15 protein-coding genes are annotated in these 15872 nt (G+C 62.7%); 4 read left to right on the top strand and 11 right to left on the bottom strand.

From position 1 onward, the window contains the following. The first annotated feature begins 7 nt into the window (after nt 1-7). The gene (locus tag IF103_RS19665; protein ID WP_027906598.1) at nt 8-970 is read left to right on the top strand and encodes a FecR family protein; all 963 of its coding nucleotides are present in this window, start codon (nt 8-10) and stop codon (nt 968-970) included. Nucleotides 971-1078: 108 nt separating this feature from the next. Next, nucleotides 1079-3508, top strand: a complete 2430-nt coding sequence (locus IF103_RS19660) for a TonB-dependent siderophore receptor (RefSeq protein WP_202675603.1) — start codon at nt 1079-1081, stop codon at nt 3506-3508. Between the two features lie 84 nt (nt 3509-3592). Here the strand turns inward: IF103_RS19660 and IF103_RS19655 are convergent, their stop codons facing one another. Genes IF103_RS19655 through IF103_RS19640 form a run of 4 tightly spaced genes read right to left on the bottom strand, consistent with a single transcriptional unit; the run spans nt 3593 to nt 7035 of the window. After that, nucleotides 3593-4750 (bottom strand): osmoprotectant ABC transporter ATP-binding protein OsmV, encoded by a 1158-nt coding sequence (locus tag IF103_RS19655; RefSeq protein ID WP_202675602.1) that lies wholly within the window; start codon nt 4748-4750, stop codon nt 3593-3595. After that, entirely contained in the window at nt 4747-5400 is a 654-nt protein-coding gene (locus IF103_RS19650; protein ID WP_023382187.1) for an ABC transporter permease, read from the bottom strand. Before IF103_RS19650 ends, IF103_RS19655 begins: the two co-directional genes overlap by 4 nt. Continuing rightward, complete coding sequence (locus IF103_RS19645; RefSeq protein ID WP_023382186.1) at nt 5397-6308, bottom strand: glycine betaine ABC transporter substrate-binding protein; 912 nt, start codon at nt 6306-6308, stop codon at nt 5397-5399. The genes IF103_RS19650 and IF103_RS19645 overlap by 4 nt, the downstream gene beginning before the upstream one ends. 13 nt (nt 6309-6321) lie before the next feature. Beyond that, a complete protein-coding gene (locus IF103_RS19640) occupies nt 6322-7035 on the bottom strand; it encodes an ABC transporter permease (RefSeq protein ID WP_023382185.1) in 714 nt (237 codons plus the stop codon). Nucleotides 7036-7413: 378 nt separating this feature from the next. Between IF103_RS19640 and IF103_RS19635 the strand changes: the two genes are divergently transcribed. Continuing rightward, a complete protein-coding gene (locus IF103_RS19635; protein WP_041925543.1) occupies nt 7414-7992 on the top strand; it encodes a hypothetical protein in 579 nt (192 codons plus the stop codon). Nucleotides 7993-8080: 88 nt separating this feature from the next. Further along, entirely contained in the window at nt 8081-9664 is a 1584-nt protein-coding gene (locus IF103_RS19630; RefSeq protein ID WP_023382184.1) for a peptide chain release factor 3, read from the top strand. A gap of 153 nt (nt 9665-9817) precedes the next feature. On the opposite strand, the gene IF103_RS19625 is transcribed toward IF103_RS19630, so the two are convergent. The 7 genes from IF103_RS19625 to IF103_RS19595 form a co-directional block, all read right to left on the bottom strand. Further along, complete coding sequence (locus tag IF103_RS19625) at nt 9818-10897, bottom strand: polyamine ABC transporter substrate-binding protein (protein WP_023382183.1); 1080 nt, start codon at nt 10895-10897, stop codon at nt 9818-9820. A gap of 52 nt (nt 10898-10949) precedes the next feature. Next, nucleotides 10950-11291, bottom strand: a complete 342-nt coding sequence (locus IF103_RS19620) for a cupin domain-containing protein (protein ID WP_023382182.1) — start codon at nt 11289-11291, stop codon at nt 10950-10952. A 31-nt stretch (nt 11292-11322) separates the two neighbouring features. Continuing rightward, nucleotides 11323-12729: an NAD(P)/FAD-dependent oxidoreductase gene (locus IF103_RS19615; protein WP_027906594.1), complete on the bottom strand. Its 1407-nt coding sequence runs from the start codon at nt 12727-12729 to the stop codon at nt 11323-11325. Nucleotides 12730-12793: 64 nt separating this feature from the next. After that, a complete protein-coding gene (locus IF103_RS19610; RefSeq protein WP_177429835.1) occupies nt 12794-13618 on the bottom strand; it encodes an AraC family transcriptional regulator in 825 nt (274 codons plus the stop codon). Nucleotides 13619-13669: 51 nt separating this feature from the next. Next, entirely contained in the window at nt 13670-13843 is a 174-nt protein-coding gene (locus tag IF103_RS19605; RefSeq protein WP_162144434.1) for a hypothetical protein, read from the bottom strand. Between the two features lie 82 nt (nt 13844-13925). Then, the gene (locus IF103_RS19600) at nt 13926-14894 is read right to left on the bottom strand and encodes a peptide ABC transporter ATP-binding protein (protein ID WP_023382179.1); all 969 of its coding nucleotides are present in this window, start codon (nt 14892-14894) and stop codon (nt 13926-13928) included. Beyond that, entirely contained in the window at nt 14894-15862 is a 969-nt protein-coding gene (locus IF103_RS19595) for an ABC transporter ATP-binding protein (RefSeq protein WP_023382178.1), read from the bottom strand. The genes IF103_RS19600 and IF103_RS19595 overlap by 1 nt, the downstream gene beginning before the upstream one ends. Nucleotides 15863-15872 lie beyond the last annotated feature (10 nt).

Here is a 15872-nt window from a genome sequence, read left to right as displayed (position 1 = left end):
CTTTGCGATGAAACAGCACGGTGCCGGTACCGTCCGCGAGCAGGCAGCCGAATGGTTCGCTCGCGTCCACGATGCGCCGCGCGACAGTGCGTTGCAGGCTCGGTTGCACGATTGGCTCGAAGCACATCCCAGCCACCGTGCAGAATATGACGCGTTGGCGCTGCTTTGGTGCGCAGCCGAGCGCATCCCCCCACAGCGACTGCAGGCATTATGTGAACCGGAGCCGGTGCGCCATTTGCCGCGGCGGGGCGTGCTGCGCCAGGCGCTGGCTGCCGGTGTTGCCGTCGCCGCGCTGGGCCTGGGCTGGAGCGGTTGGCAGTACCAGCGGCTGAACCATCAGGACACCTTGCAGACAGCCTTCGGTGAGCGCCGTCAGGTCGAACTGCCAGATGGTTCGCTACTTGCGCTCAACAGCGCGACGCGGCTGCAAGTGGCATACAGCACGGGTCGCAGGCACATCGTGCTCGAAGCCGGCGAGGCAATGTTCACGGTTGCCCACGACAGCAGCCGGCCATTCGTCGTCGACACCGCCCAGGGCAGCGTTACCGTGACCGGTACCCGTTTTGATGTACGCCTGGACCCGTCGCTGACCCGTGTGGCGGTCGAGCAGGGCTCGGTGCGTGTGCAGGGCCGCGATGCATCGCTGGCGCAGTTGAGCGCCGGGCAGGGCGCTTCCATCGATGCGCAGGGCAAGGTGGCCGAGCCCTACGCGATCAATGCGGCTGCGTTGACCGCCTGGCGCCAGGGCAAACTGGTGTTCGAGAACGCCACCCTGGAGGAAGTGGTGGCGGAAGTGAAGCGTTACCGGGCTCAACCGCTGCGAGTCGCACCTGGCAAGGTCGCCGGGCTGCGCTTGTCCAGCACTTTCAGCACCGACGATACCGACGCACTGTTGCGCGCTTTGCCAAGTATCCTGCCGGTGGCCATCAGGACCCACCAAGACGGTTCACGCGAAATAGTCGCAAAATAAATTCAGGTTTTTTCCCCGTCGTTCGTCTTCCCCGCCAGCTGCAACTGCCAAGCATTTACATTTGCATGCGGTTGGCGTTTATCCCGACTTTCAGGATGCTTCGAAGACGTGAACAACAACAAGCCATTCCCTCGTTTCCGCGCGCTGGCGCTGGCCCTTGCGGTCAGTGCCGTGGCCTTCGACAGCCTTGCCGAGCAGGCCGCTGCCGCAATTCAGATCCAGGCCCAACCGTTAGCGTCTGCCTTGAGCCAACTGGGCCAGCAAACCAACCTGCAGCTGTTCTTCAGCCCTGAGCTGGTAGCCGGCAAGCAGGCCCCGGCGGTATCGGGCCAACTGGCGCCGGAACAGGCGCTGCAGCAACTGCTGCAAGGCAGCGGCCTGACCTATGAGATGTCCCAGGGCACTGTGGTGGTGAAACCGGCCCAGGCCGCTGGCAGCTTGACCTCCGGCAGCCTGGAGCTGGCACCGACCGATGTGAAGGTGGTGGGTGACTGGTTGGGCGATGCCGAGCAGGCTGTGGTGCAGAACCACCCCGGCGCACGGACGGTGGTGCGCCGCGAGGCGATGGTGGAGAAAGGCGCGATGAACGTGCGTGACGTGCTGCGGGGCATTCCGGGGGTTCAGGTGCAGGACTCCAACGGCACCGGCGGCAGCGACCTTTCGCTCAACGTTGGCGTGCGTGGCCTGACCTCGCGCCTGTCGCCGCGTTCGACCGTGCTCATCGACGGCATTCCAGCGGCCTTCGCGCCCTACGGCCAGCCACAGCTGTCCATGGCGCCTATCTCCTCGGGCAACCTCGACAGCATCGACGTGGTCCGTGGCGCAGGCTCTGTGCGTTATGGTCCGCAGAACGTCGGTGGGGTGATCAACTTCGTGACCCGGGCGATCCCCGAGAAGGCTTCGGCGCAGTTGTCCACCACGCTTGAGACCTCGCAGCATGGCGGCTGGAAACACACCGAGTCGGCGTTCGTTGGCGGCACTGCGGACAACGGCATGGGCGTCGCGCTGCTGTACACCGGTGTCAACGGCAACGGCTATCGGGAAAGCAACAACGGCAACGACATCGACGACGTCATTCTCAAGACCCACTGGGCGCCAACCGACAGCGATGAGTTCTGGCTGAACTTTCACTACTACGATGGCCGTGCCGACATGCCCGGAGGCCTGACCCAGGCCCAGTACGATCAGAACCCGTTCCAGTCGGTGCGCGACTACGACTACTTCGCCGGCCGTCGCAAGGACGTTTCGTTCAAATGGCTGCGCCAGCTCGACGATGCCACTCAATTCGAGGTGTTGACGTACTACACCGACAGTTTCCGTGGCAGCTCGATTGCCTCGCGCGACATGAAGACCTTGTCTTCCTACCCGCGCAATTATCACACCTTCGCCATCGAACCGCGTGTGTCCCGGATCTTCTTCGCCGGGCCCACCACCCAGGAAGTCAGCGTGGGCTACCGCTACCTGAAGGAGGCCATGCGCGAGCAGTCCACGCGTCTGGGGCTGGTCGACAATGTGCCTACGCCGATCCCAGGCTCCGATGGCCATGTGTTCCAGGACCGTAGCGGTGGCACCGAGGCCAGCGCCTACTACATCGACGACAAGATCGACGTCGGCAACTGGACCATCACGCCGGGTATCCGTTTCGAACACATCAACACCGACTGGCGTGATCGCCCGGTGCTTGGTGCCAATGGCAAGCCGGTGCCGGAGAAGAACCGCAGCATTACCAGCAATGAGCCACTGCCAGCGCTGAGCGTGATGTACCACCTTTCCGATGCCTGGAAACTGTTCGCCAACTACGAGACGTCGTTCGGCAGCCTGCAGTACTTCCAGCTGGGTCAGGGCGGCACGGGCAATAGCACCGCCAACGGCCTGGAGCCGGAGAAGGCCAAGACCTACGAGATCGGTACGCGCTATGACAATGGTGCTTTCGCCGGGGAGCTGACCGCGTTCTACATCGACTTCGACGATGAGCTGCAGTACATCAGCAACGATGTGGGGTGGACCAACCTCGGCGCCACCAAGCACCAAGGTATCGAAGCGTCGGTTCGCTATGACCTGGCCGGTCTGGACCCGCGCCTGCAAGGGCTGTCGGCCAATGCGGGCTTCACCTACACCCGCGCGACCTACGAGGGGGAGATTCCCGGCTTCAAGGGCCGCGACCTGCCATTCTATTCGCGCCAGGTGGCCACTGCCGGCCTGCGTTACGAGGTCGATCGTTGGACCTGGAATCTGGATGCCTATGCCCAGTCCAAGCAGCGCGCGCCGGGTACCGGGATCAACGCCGATGGTAGCTTCAACGGCGACTACATCACCGAGCCAAGTGCTGACGGGCAGTACGGTGACATTCCCGGTTACGTGACCTGGCATGCCCGTGGTGGATATGACTTCGGGCCGCAAATGGCCAACCTGAAGCTGGCGGCAGGGGTGAAGAACCTCTTCGACAAGCAGTACTACACCCGCTCCAGCGATAACAACGCCGGCATTTATGTGGGTGAGCCGCGTACCTTCTATGTGCAGGCCAGTGTAGGGTTCTGATACCGCGTCGGCTGCTTTGCCGGTGAACCCGCGCCCACAGTGACGGTGCTGTCCCTGTGGGGCGGGTTCGCACAGCAATTCAGATCAGGATGCCACGGCCTCGGCAGGCGATACGATGCTGGTCCTCGCCCCGCGCGACCTGCCCGAACTCAAATAGGCCGCAATCGACTCCTGCGTCACCTCGCCGAGGAACACCTGCTCGGCATCCAGCACCGGTAACCACGCCCGATTGAACTCGTACATCCGTGACAACAGGATGCGCAGGTTCTCATCATGCGACGCCGTGGCGTTGAACGGGCGCAGGAAGTCCGCACAGGTTCCTTGCTGGCGGTGCATGTCGCGCCGACGTACGTACCCCAGCGCCTTGTTCGCTGCATCGGTGACCACCACATAGCGACGGTCATGCTCGTCGAGCAGCTCCAGCGCATCGCTCACCGATGTCTGCGGACTCACCGACGGCGCGTTGTCCGCCGCATCTTCGGCGCGCACCAGCAACAGGCGTTTCAAGGTGCTGTCCTGGCCGACGAAATTGCTGACGAAATCATCCACCGGATGGGCCAGCAAGGTATCCGGGTGATCCAGCTGCAACAGCTTGCCGGCACGGAAGATGGCGATCTTGTCGCCCAGCTTGATGGCTTCGTCGATGTCGTGACTGACCATGATCACGGTCTTGTTCAGTGCTCGCTGCATCTCGAAGAACTCGTTCTGGATCATTTCGCGGTTGATTGGGTCGACCGCGCCGAACGGCTCATCCATCAACAGCACGGGCGCCTCGGCGGCCAGGGCGCGGATCACGCCGATACGCTGCTGCTGGCCACCGGAAAGCTCACGTGGGTAGCGCTGCAGGTACTGCTTGGGTTCGAGCTTGATCATGTGCATCAGCTCGCGGGCGCGCTCGTGGCACTTTTGCTTGTCCCAGCCGAGCAGGCGCGGGACCACGGTGATGTTTTCCTCGATGGTCATGTTGGGGAACAGGCCAATCTGCTGGATCACATAGCCGATACGCCGACGCAAGGTCACTTCGTCCAGCCCGCTGGTGTCTTCGCCATTGATGAACACCTGGCCGGAGGTCGGGGTGATCAGGCGGTTGATCATCTTCAGCGTGGTGCTCTTGCCGCAGCCGGAAGGGCCAAGAAACACGCAGATCTCGCCTTCGTTGACGGTGAGGCTGACCGAGTCGACGGCTTTGACGTCCTTGCCGTTCACGTTGAAGGTCTTGCTGAGGTTCTTGAGTTCGATCATGAGCGCAGTCCTTCTGGAGTCAGGGCACGTTGCAGGGTTTGCAGGAGCAGGTCAGCGATGATCGCCAGCAGGCTGACCAGCACGGCGCCGACCAGCAGCATCGACATGTCGCTACGACTGATGGAGGTGAGGATCAACACCCCAAGGCCGCCGGCACCGATGGTGGCGGCAATGGTCATGACACCGATGTTCATGACCACGGCGGTGCGTACACCGGCGAGGATCACCGGCACTGCAATGGGCAGCTCGACCATGCGCAGGCGCTGGCCGAAGGTCATGCCGATGCCACGCGCGGCCTCGCGGATACCAGGTTCGACGTTGGTCAGTGCCAGGTAGGTGTTGCGCAGGATGGGCAGCAGTGAATAGAGGAACACCGCGGTGATCGCAGGCATCGGCCCAAGCCCTTGGCCGAATTTGGAGTAGAACGGCAGCAACAAGCCGAACAGGGCGATCGAAGGGATTGTCAGCATGACCGTAGCGCTTGCCTGCAGCGGGCCGGCAACAGCCGGGAAGCGGGTCATCAGGACGCCCAGCGGCACGCCGACGATGATCGCAAGGCCCACGGCGACACTGACCAGCATGATGTGCTGCCAGGTCAGTTGCAGGACCAGGGCCCAGTCGAGGTGGGCGAACGTATCGAGCAGGCTCATGGCTGCACCTCCTTAAGTGGATGCGCCTGCAGGAAGGCTGCGGCGACGGCACTCGGGTTCTGGTGCTCGACATCGACCTTGGCGTTGAGCTGGCGCATGGTTTCGTCGTCAAGCTGTTCGGCCAGTGGCTTGAGCAGGCTGGCCAGTTCCGGGTTGGCGTCGAGCACCGCTTTGCGAACCACCGGTGCGGCTGTGTAGTCGGGGAAGTAATGCTTGTCGTCTTCGAGAAGCTTCAGGTCGAATGCGCTCAGGCGGCCATCGGTGGTGTAGACCAAGCCGGCGAATACTTGGTTGTTGCGCAGGGCGGTGTAGACCAGGCCCGCGTCCATTTGCCGGATGTTCGCCCTGCCCACTTGCAGGTCGTACATTTCCTTGAGGCCGACCAGGCCATCCGGGCGGTTGGCGAACTCGGTATCCAGGGCCACCAGAAGGTTGCCATCGGGCTGCGCGCGCAGCACATCGTTGAGTGCCGAGATGCTGGTCACTTGCGGGTACGCTTCGGCAACCTTGCGTGGCAAGGCCAGGGCGTAGGTGTTGCTGAACTTGGAGGGTGTCAGCCAGATCAGGCCCTTCCCGGCATCCAGTTCCTTGACCTTGGCGTAGGTGGCTTCGGCACTGGGCATGCGCTCGTCGATATGGTTGTACGACACCAGCGAGACACCGGTGTATTCCCACATCAGGTCGAGTTGGCCGGTTTCCTGGGCCTGGCGTGCCAGGCTGCTGCCCAGCCCGCCGGTGACACGCACCTGATAGCCATGGGCGCGCAGATACTGGGCGGTGATCTCGGCTAGCACGGTCTGTTCGGTGAATACGCGAGCACCGATACGAATCAGCGGTTTGTCCGCTGCCTGGGCAAATCCTGCGAACAGCAGGGCCGCGCCCAGCAACAAGGCGATTGTCTTTTTCATGGGTTCCCTCTCGTTATCGGGCCAGGCCAGGTTCCAGCCAGCGTCTGCTGGCGAAACTCACCGCCGCGTCCAACGCCAATGCCAGCAGTGCCGTGCAGGCAGCGCCCAATAGCAGTTGTGGCTGGTTGTTCAAGGCGATGCCGGGGAAGATCAGGCTGCCCAGACTGTTGGCACCGATCAGGAACGCCAGCGGTGCCGTTCCAACGTTCAGGGCCAGGGCTACGCGCACACCGCCGACGATGATCGGCACGGCATTGGGCAGTTCCACCTGCCACAGTTGCTGGCGCGGGGTCATGCCAATGCCGGTGGCGGCTTCCTTGAGCGAGGCGGGGACGTTCTTCAGACCCTCGTAGGTATTGCGCACGATGGGCAGGAGAGAGGCGAGGAACAGTGCGAAGATCGCAGGACCTGCGCCGATGCCCAGGACACTGAGCGCGATGGCCAGGACGGCCAAGGGGGGAATGGTGTTGCCAACGTTGAAGAACTGCATGAAGCGCTCGGCTTTGTCGACCCGGTGCGGTCGACTCAAGGCAATGCCGGCAGGGATGCCCACGGCCAGCGCCGCCGCCATCGAAGCCAGCACCAATACCAGGTGCGCTTGCAGGTAGAACCCAAGATCGTCGCGATAACGCGCGATCGTGTCGATGCCGATCCAATGGACCAGCAGGGCCAGGATGACGAGCACGGTGGCCCATCCCAACAGCCCTTTTCCGTAGCGTGCAGCCACAGGCGGACTCCTTGTGTAGTCGGCGAACACACTCCCGTGGCGGCCGGCCATTCCTGGCGGCAGGCAGTGTGGTCGCGAGTAGCAGCGTGCGGTCTCGACGCGGACGCGACACGCCATTTAGCCAAGCCCCGTCAGGCTCGAAATGCCGGTGAAACCAGCCCTGACCCAATGGACGTTGCCGAGGGGGTAACAGGATTGTGGACGTCTCCAGGGGGCCAAAGGTTCCCATCTGAGCCGGCATTTGGCCAGCGCGGATTTTTTCAGGTTGATTGTTTCCTCCTGCCTATCGAAACGCCAAGGCCGCTGAATACGGGGCTCGCAGGAGGTTGGAAGCGCCCTCCTTGCGACCCTGGAAAAAAACACTTGAGGTAGTTTCATATGCTTGAACATGACTACGATCGCTCCTTTATCGCCCATGTCACCTCCACCACTGCGGGCTTGGAGGGCTATCTGGATTGCGCAAAAGTGGTGGAGAAGGGCGTGCAGGTAGCCCGCGTCGCAGACGATTGGCTGATCCTGACCTCGCTGACGGTCGGTGAGCCTCATTACTTCTGGTTCCGCTGCATGGTGGATGAAGCCAGGGGGCGTCGTTACTACGACATTCAATCCTGGAGCCGTCGCACGGGGCGTGATTTCAACGCAAGGACCCGCCACCTGGACCGTAATGGCAACGGCTACGGCTGCCTGTACGACACCCCGGTCAGCGACGACCGCCTTTGGAAACTGATGGCGCAGAACCAAGACGGGGGCTTCAGCAGCTTGGATCAGGCGCCGCGAGCGGGTGAGTCGCTACCCGTGCGGATCTGGACACGAACCACCAACCTCGAGTTGGGTGCCACAGGTCGGGAGGACGTTGGCGGGCATTGGTTCGCTTATGCCCGGGCGGGCGACGGCCACGCGCTTGACCTGCAGCTTCAGATCACGCACATCGGCGAAGAACTGCTCGACGACCATTGAGGTCAGTTTCGGCGGCCACTGTTTGGGTATGGCTATGGATTCGGGTATAATCTCGGCCCTTTTTTGATCTCCAGTCAGGCGATTTCCCATGACCAACCAGGCCGCCGAAGTCGCGAAGCGCCGCACTTTCGCAATCATTTCCCACCCCGACGCCGGTAAGACCACCATCACCGAGAAGCTCTTGCTGATGGGCAAGGCGATTTCCGTTGCGGGCACCGTGAAGTCGCGCAAGTCCGACCGCCACGCCACCTCCGACTGGATGGAAATGGAGAAGCAGCGCGGTATCTCCATCACCACCTCGGTGATGCAGTTCCCATACCGCGAGCACATGATCAACCTGCTCGACACCCCCGGCCACGAAGACTTCTCGGAAGATACCTACCGCACCCTGACCGCGGTGGACTCGGCGCTGATGGTGCTCGACGGCGGTAAGGGCGTCGAGCCACGTACCATCGCCCTGATGGACGTCTGCCGCCTGCGTGACACACCGATCGTCAGCTTCATCAACAAACTCGACCGTGACATCCGCGACCCGATCGAACTGCTCGACGAGATCGAAGCCGTCCTGAAGATCAAGGCTGCGCCAATCACCTGGCCGATCGGTTGCTACCGGGACTTCAAGGGCGTCTACCACCTGACCGGCGACTACATCGTGGTGTACACCCCGGGCCATGGCCACGAGCGTACCGAAGCGAAGATCATCCAGAAGCTGGATTCCGACGAGGCCCGTGCCCACCTGGGCGACCAGTACGAGTCGTTCGTCGAGCAGTTGGAGCTGGTGCAGGGCGCCTGCCACGAGTTCAACCAGGAAGAATTCATCAACGGTCAGCTGACCCCAGTGTTCTTCGGTACCGCGCTGGGCAACTTTGGGGTCGACCATGTGCTCGACGCTGTCGTCGACTGGGCGCCGCGACCCTTGGGTCGTGTGGCCCACGAGCGGACCGTCGAGCCTGTTGAAGAGAAGTTCACCGGTTTCGTGTTCAAGATCCAGGCGAACATGGACCCGAAACACCGCGACCGTATCGCCTTCATGCGCATTTGCTCGGGCAAGTACGAGAAGGGCATGAAGATGCGCCACGTGCGTATCAACAAGGACCTGCGCGTAGGCGATGCGCTGACCTTCTTCTCCTCCGAGCGTGAGCAACTGGAAGAGGCCTATGCCGGCGACATCATCGGCCTGCACAACCACGGCACCATCCAGATCGGTGACACCTTCACCGAAGGCGAGGCATTGGGCTTTACGGGTATTCCGCACTTTGCGCCGGAACTGTTCCGTCGCGTGCGCCTGAAGGACCCGCTCAAGTCCAAGCAATTGCGCCAGGGCCTGCAGCAGTTGGCCGAAGAGGGCGCGACCCAGGTGTTCTTCCCCGAGCGCAGCAACGACATCATTCTCGGCGCCGTGGGTGTGCTGCAGTTCGACGTGGTCGCCAGCCGCCTGAAGGAAGAGTACAAGGTCGAGTGCGCCTACGAGCCCATCACTGTCTGGTCGGCGCGCTGGATCAGCTGCGACGACAAGAAGAAGCTCGAGGAATTCCAGAACAAGGCCATGGAGAACCTGGCCATCGACGGTGGCGGCCACCTGACCTACCTGGCACCGACCCGGGTCAACCTGTCGTTGATGGAAGAGCGCTGGCCGGACATCAAGTTCCGCGCTACCCGCGAACACCACTGATCCTCGGGGTAGGATCAGCACCGTGTGGTGTCTGATCTGGCCCTATCACCGGCAAGCCGGCTCCCACAGGTACAGCGCCAGTCCATAGGGCTGTGCAACAGTCGGTGGGAGCCGGCTTGCCGGCATTGAGGCCAGTGAAAACTGCACAGGGGCTCAGTTACCGGCCTTGATGCTGGTCCAGATCCGCGTCCGAATGCGGTCGATCTTGGCTGGCATCGCCTCTAGCGCATAGAGCTTGCCCATCACGTCCTCGCTCGGGTAAATCATCGTATTACCCTTCATCGCCGGCTCTACCAACCCGTCTGCCTTGAGGTTGCCGTTGGCGTACTGCACATGGTTGCTGATATTGGCCATCACTTCCGGCTGCAACAGGTAGTTCATGTAGGCATACCCGGCTTTCTCATCGGGTGCATCGGCTGGCATGGCGACCATGTCGAACCACATCGGCGCGCCTTCCTTGGGAATCGAGTAGCCCACCTTCACTCCGTTCTTCGCCTCCTCGGCGCGGTTCTTCGCTTGCAGTACATCCCCCGAGAAACCCACCACCACGCAGATATCGCCATTGGCCAGGTCGCCGGTGTACTTCGAGGAGTGGAAGTAACTGATGTACGGGCGCACCTTCATCAACAGCGCCTTGGCCTTGTCGTAGTCCTTTGGGTCCTGACTGTGGTGCGGCAGGCCGAGGTAGTGCAAGGCGATCGGAAGCAGCTCGGGGCCGTTGTCCAGCACCGCGACGCCGCAACGCTTGAGCTTGCTGATGTTTTCGGGCTTGAAGATCAGGTCCCAGGAGTCCACGGGCGCATTGTCGCCAAGCACTGCCTTGACCTTGTCGATGTTGTAGCCAATGCCGGTACTGCCCCACAGGTACGGGAAGCCGTACTGGTTGCCGGGATCGTTCACCTCCAGCGCCTTGAGCAGCACCGGGTTGAGGTTGTGCCAGTTGGGCAACTGCGACTTGTCCAGCTTCTTCAGGGCCTTGCCCTGGATCTGCCGGGCCATGAAGTGGTTGGAGGGAAACACCACGTCGTAGCCGGAGTTACCCGTCATTAGCTTGCCGTCGAGGGTCTCGTTGCTGTCATAGACATCGTAGGTTGGAACGATGCCCGTAGCTTGCTGGAAGTTCTTGAGCGTGTCAGGGGCCACGTAGCTGGACCAGTTGTAGATCTTCACCGTGTCAGCGGCGCTGACCACGCTGGCGGCCAGCATCAGGGGGGCGACGAGGAGTGTGCGCATGTCGGGAGTACCTTGCTTTGTCTGTTGTTATCGAAGGCAGGCGATCAGCGGATCAGAAAATCAGGACGTAGGTTTTTCGCACGGTTTCCTGGATGTCCCAGGTACCTGTGCTGTTGGCCGGTAGCATCAGGGCATCTCCGGCTTCTATGGACAGGGGCTCGCCACCATCGGGGGTGAAGGTGCAGCGGCCTTTGATGAAATGGCAGAACTCCTGTTGCACGATCTGCCGTCGCCAGCGGCCGGGTGTGCACTCCCAAATGCCGGTTTCGACACCATCGCTGCGCTCGACGCAGGTGACCGAGGTCACTGCTACGGGTTCGCCAAGTGGCACCGCAACCGGGCTGGAGGTGTCGAGCACGGCGCTTTCGGTGTGTTTGAACTGGGTGATGCTCATGACCGGTGGATCCTGTGTAGGGTGAAGGTGATCAGTGCATGAAGCCTTCCATGAAGTCCGCAAGCGAGCTGGCCAGGCGCCGCCTCCAGGGCGCGCTGGCGGGGTTGGCGAGGGTCCGGTCCTCGTGGACGAAGCTTTGGATGATCGCGTTGTAGCCCAGCCAGCGGCACGGCTCGGGCGGCCAGCTGGCCAGGCTCGACACGGGCCGGTTGTCCAGCACCCAGGGCTGTGCGGTCAGTTCGTTGTGCTGGTTGAGAATCAGCGCCGCCAGCGTGCGGCCGCCCAGGTTGGTGGCCCCGACGCCTTCACCGCCATAGCCACCGGAAAGGGCGATACCGCGCTGGCGGTCGCAGAGCATGTGCGGGCGGAAGCGCCGGGCCATGCCCAGGTTGCCGCCCCACGAATGGGTGATCCGTACGTGTCCCAGCTGCGGGAACAGCTCGCTGAACAGGTAGCGACGCAGCTCGATCTCTTGATCGTTCAGGTTGAAGTTCTCGCGCAGACGGCCGCCGAAGCGATAGCCGCCGCGGGCGCCGAACACCAGGCGGTTGTCGGCGGTGCGTTGGCCGTAGGTGACCTGGCGGCTGCTCTCGCTGAAGGCTTGGCCCTGGGACAGGCCGATCCGTTCCCAGGTCGATTCCGGCAGAGGCTCGGTAGCCACCAGCAGGCTCTGTACCGGCAGTTGGTGCTTGCCCAGCGGGGGCAGGCTGGCGGCGTAACCCTCCACGGCAGGCACTACCCAGTGGCAGCGAATATGCGCCAGGGGCGAGCGAACTGCACCGGGCTGCCAGTCGATGGCCGGGGTGTTCTCGTAGATCGGCACGCCCAGCGCTTCCACTGCACGGGCCAGGCCGCGCACCAGCTTGGCCGGCTGGATCGTCGCGGTGTGCGGACTGTAGATGGCGCCATAGGCATTGCTGACCCGCAGTTGGGCATCCAACTGCTCGGGGCGCAGCCAGCGATAGTCGTCCTCGGTCATGCCCTGGCGATACAGGTCATCAAGGTAGGCGCGCAGGTTGCGCTCCTGCTCGGGGTAGCGCGCAGCGCAATACAGGACGCCACCTTTACGGTAATCGCAGTCGATGGCCTCGCGTTGCAGCACGCTTTGCACTTCATCGGGAATGCCGTGCAGCAGGTCGATGCTGGCGCGGCGCGTTTGCGGTGACAGCGTGGCGAGCAACCGGTCCTCGCCCAGCAGGTTGCCCATCAGCCAGCCGCCATTGCGCCCCGAGGCACCGAAGCCGGCGATGTTGGCTTCGATTACAGCAATGCTCAGTTGCGGCGCCTGCCGCTTGAGGTAGTAGGCGGTCCACAGGCCGGTATAGCCCGCACCGATGATGCACACATCGACGTCCAGGTCTTCGCGCAGAGCGGGGCGCGCGCACAGTGGCTCGTCGAGCTGGTCCATCCACAGGCTGAGCGTGCGCAGGGGTTGCATCGGGTTCGGCTCCACATCCATCAATGTCTGTGGGCGATCCTAGTAGCGTTCGACGATGGCTGTCTTACGTGCGTGCACGCAGGGAATTTTGCTTCAGGTACGCCTTGGGCGTCAGGCCTGTGTGTTCGCGAAACGCTTTGTAGAACGCCGAAAGTGAGTTGAAGCCGGCATTGAAGGCCAGGTCGTCTATCGGCGTGTCGGCGCTGCCGTGGTCAAGGATCGCCATCAAGTGTTGCAGGCGGGCCTGGTTGACGTAGCGATAGAAGCTCTGCCCGAGCACCTGGTTGAGCAGGTAGGAGATCTGGTTGCGGCTGTAGCCGCTGGCGTCGGCGACCTGTTGCAGATTCAGCTCCGGGTCAAGGTAGGGGCGTTGGCGCTGGAAATAGTGCTCAAGGTCCTGAGCCATGGTCGACAGTTGGCGTGGTGACAGGCCCAAGCGGCTGGTGGCAGGACGCAAACCGCCGCTGGCAGGGCTGTGGCCATTCTGGCGCACCAGGGTGGCATATTCGTTGACTCGCCAGATCAGGTCGTCCTTGACGGTAATTGCCTCGCTGGACTGGAACGCCACCAGGCCGTCGCCGCCCTGGACCGTCACCTGGTACTGGATGAACGCGGTGCAGCCGTCCACGCGGATGCGGTCGCTATGGACGATGTCTTCGCCAGCCTCATGGGGCAGGCAGGCGCGCACGTAGTCGCGCAGCTCGTGGTAGCCGAGCACGCGATTCTGGAAAAAGTCGTGGTACTGGATGTCAGGGTGGTAGAGCGCGATGACGCCATCCAGGTCGCGGTGCTTCCAGCACAGGTGATAGCGCAGCACCGTGTCAGCCGTGCGTGGGGTCTGGTCTGGGCCGTCGGGGAGGGTGAGGGCGGTCATGAATGGATAGTGCATTGCAGAACACCCAGGTGCAAGGGCGTGGGTCCGGCATATTGCACGGTTCTATCAAGCGGCAGGCAGCGTAAGCCGTTGATTCGGATAGCTATGGGTTTTCGCGGGCGCTGGCATGGCGCGTGCACCGGTTTGTTCACCGCCGAACAGGAGAAAAGCCATGCGCTCGATACTGCTGTGGATGATTGGGGTGCCGATTCCAGTGATCATTCTGATCTGGTTCTTCATGCATTGAGACGGCCATTGCCGACAATCCGGCCCCTACAGCGCCTGTAGGAGCCGGCTTGCCGGCGAGGGGCGCTATCTGGGCCTAGAGAAACTGCTCCGCATAATGGCAAGCCACCTGCCGGGAGGCCACCTGCCTGAAGGCCGGTACCTCGTTGGCACACCGCTCGGTCGCGTAGGGGCAGCGCTTGTGGAACGCGCAGCCCTCTGGCGGGTTCAGCGGGTTGGGCAGTTCGCCGGCAATGCGGATCTTCGGCTTCAGCGGGTCCGGGTGGATCGCCGGAGTCGCCGACAGCAACGCCTGGGTGTAGGGATGCAGCGGCTTTTCGTAGATATCCTCCTTCGGCCCCATCTCTGCCGGCCGGCCCAGGTACATCACCAGCACCTGATCCGCTACATGGCGCACTACTGCCAGGTTATGCGAAATGAACACGTAGGCGGTGTTGAACTCCCTTTGCAGGTCCATGAACAGGTTAAGGACCTGGGCCTGGATCGACACGTCCAGCGCTGAGGTTGGCTCGTCCGCCACCAGCACCTTCGGTTGCAGCATCATCGCCCGGGCCAACGCAATCCGCTGGCGCTGGCCGCCGGAGAACATGTGTGGGTAGCGCTGGTAATGCTCGGGACGCAGGCCTACCTGTTCCATCATCTTCTGCACTTTTTCGCGCCGCTCGGCCTTGCTCAGCGAGGTGTTGATCAACAGCGGTTCTGCCAGTTGATCGCCGATTTTCTGCCGCGGGTTGAGCGACGCGTAAGGGCTCTGGAAGACCATCTGCACATCGCGGCGCAGCTGCTTGCGTTCAGCCTTGCTGGCGCCCTTGACCTCGGTGCCGGCGATTTGCAGCGAACCGGAGGAGGGCTCTTCGATGAGTGTCAGGGCGCGGGCCAGGGTCGACTTGCCACAGCCGGATTCGCCGACCACGGCCAGGGTCTTGCCAGCCTCTAGCTCGAACGACACGCCATTGAGGGCGCGTACCAGGGCATGGCCTTTGAACAGACCACGCGATACTTCGTAATGCCGGGTCAGCTCCCGAGCGGAAAGAACGACGGCCATCACGCCACCTCCTGGTTCAGCGGATAGAAGCAACGCACCAGGCTATGCGCCTGGGGATCAAGGGGTGGGCGCTGGCGCCGGCAGTTTTCCTGCACGTACGGGCAGCGCGGCGACAGCAGGCAGCCGGCTGGGCGGTCGTAACGACCGGGTACGATGCCGGGTAGCGTGGACAGGCGTTCGGCACCGAGGCTGTGCTCGGGGATGGCCGCCAACAGGGCTTCGCTGTAAGGGTGGGCGGGTACGTCGAACAGCTCTGGTACCTGGCCCACTTCCACGGCTTGCCCGGCGTACATCACGCACACGCGCTTGGCGGTTTCGGCCACCACGGCCAGGTCGTGGGTGATCAGGATGAGCGCCATGTTGCGCTCTTTCTGCAAGTTGACCAGCAGTTCCATGATCTGCGCCTGGATGGTCACGTCCAGGGCGGTGGTCGGCTCGTCGGCGATCAGCAGCTTGGGCTCGCCGGCGATCGCCATGGCAATCGCCACCCGTTGGCTCATGCCGCCGGACAACTGGTGCGGGTAGGCGTCCAGGCGGCTTTCGGCAGCCGGAATCTCGACCTTCTTGAGCAATTCCAGGGCACGCTGGCGAGCGGCCTTGCCCTTGAGGCCCAGGTGTTGGCGCAGCACCTCCTCGATCTGGTAGCCCACGGTGTAGCTGGGGTTGAGCGCGGTCATCGGGTCCTGGAAGACCATGGCGATGTCCTTGCCCACCACCTTGCGCCGCTGGCGGCCGCTGAGCTTGAGCATGTCGGTGCCGTCGAAGGTGAGGGCGTCGGCAGTGATACGCCCGGGGGCGTCGATCAGGCCCATCAGGGCCATCATGGTCACCGACTTGCCCGAGCCGGACTCGCCGACGATGGCCAGGATCTCGCCGGCATCTACCGCCAGGTCCAGGCCGTCCACCACGGGTACTGCATTGGTGTCGCCGAAGCGCACGTTCAGGTTGTTGATCTGCAACAGTGACATGGCGTTCTCC

This window comes from Pseudomonas sp. SK2 (genome assembly GCF_016772395.1).
Lineage (GTDB): Bacteria > Pseudomonadota > Gammaproteobacteria > Pseudomonadales > Pseudomonadaceae > Aquipseudomonas > Aquipseudomonas taiwanensis.
This window is presented reverse-complemented; position numbering and strand designations above follow the sequence as displayed.

Bases quoted from the DNA above. Each gene is read 5' to 3' on its own strand.
- IF103_RS19625 (WP_023382183.1), bottom strand. From the start codon at position 10,897: ATGCGCACACTCCTCGTCGCCCCCCTGATGCTGGCCGCCAGCGTGGTC.
- IF103_RS19595 (WP_023382178.1), bottom strand. From the start codon at position 15,862: ATGTCACTGTTGCAGATCAACAACCTGAACGTGCGCTTCGGCGACACC.
- IF103_RS19605 (WP_162144434.1), bottom strand. From the start codon at position 13,843: ATGAAGAACCAGATCAGAATGATCACTGGAATCGGCACCCCAATCATC.
- IF103_RS19600 (WP_023382179.1), bottom strand. From the start codon at position 14,894: ATGGCCGTCGTTCTTTCCGCTCGGGAGCTGACCCGGCATTACGAAGTA.
- IF103_RS19650 (WP_023382187.1), bottom strand. From the start codon at position 5,400: ATGAGCCTGCTCGATACGTTCGCCCACCTCGACTGGGCCCTGGTCCTG.
- IF103_RS19655 (WP_202675602.1), bottom strand. From the start codon at position 4,750: ATGATCGAACTCAAGAACCTCAGCAAGACCTTCAACGTGAACGGCAAG.
- IF103_RS19630 (WP_023382184.1), top strand. From the start codon at position 8,081: ATGACCAACCAGGCCGCCGAAGTCGCGAAGCGCCGCACTTTCGCAATC.
- IF103_RS19610 (WP_177429835.1), bottom strand. From the start codon at position 13,618: ATGCACTATCCATTCATGACCGCCCTCACCCTCCCCGACGGCCCAGAC.
- IF103_RS19635 (WP_041925543.1), top strand. From the start codon at position 7,414: ATGCTTGAACATGACTACGATCGCTCCTTTATCGCCCATGTCACCTCC.
- IF103_RS19665 (WP_027906598.1), top strand. From the start codon at position 8: ATGAAACAGCACGGTGCCGGTACCGTCCGCGAGCAGGCAGCCGAATGG.
- IF103_RS19615 (WP_027906594.1), bottom strand. From the start codon at position 12,729: ATGCAACCCCTGCGCACGCTCAGCCTGTGGATGGACCAGCTCGACGAG.
- IF103_RS19620 (WP_023382182.1), bottom strand. From the start codon at position 11,291: ATGAGCATCACCCAGTTCAAACACACCGAAAGCGCCGTGCTCGACACC.
- IF103_RS19645 (WP_023382186.1), bottom strand. From the start codon at position 6,308: ATGAAAAAGACAATCGCCTTGTTGCTGGGCGCGGCCCTGCTGTTCGCA.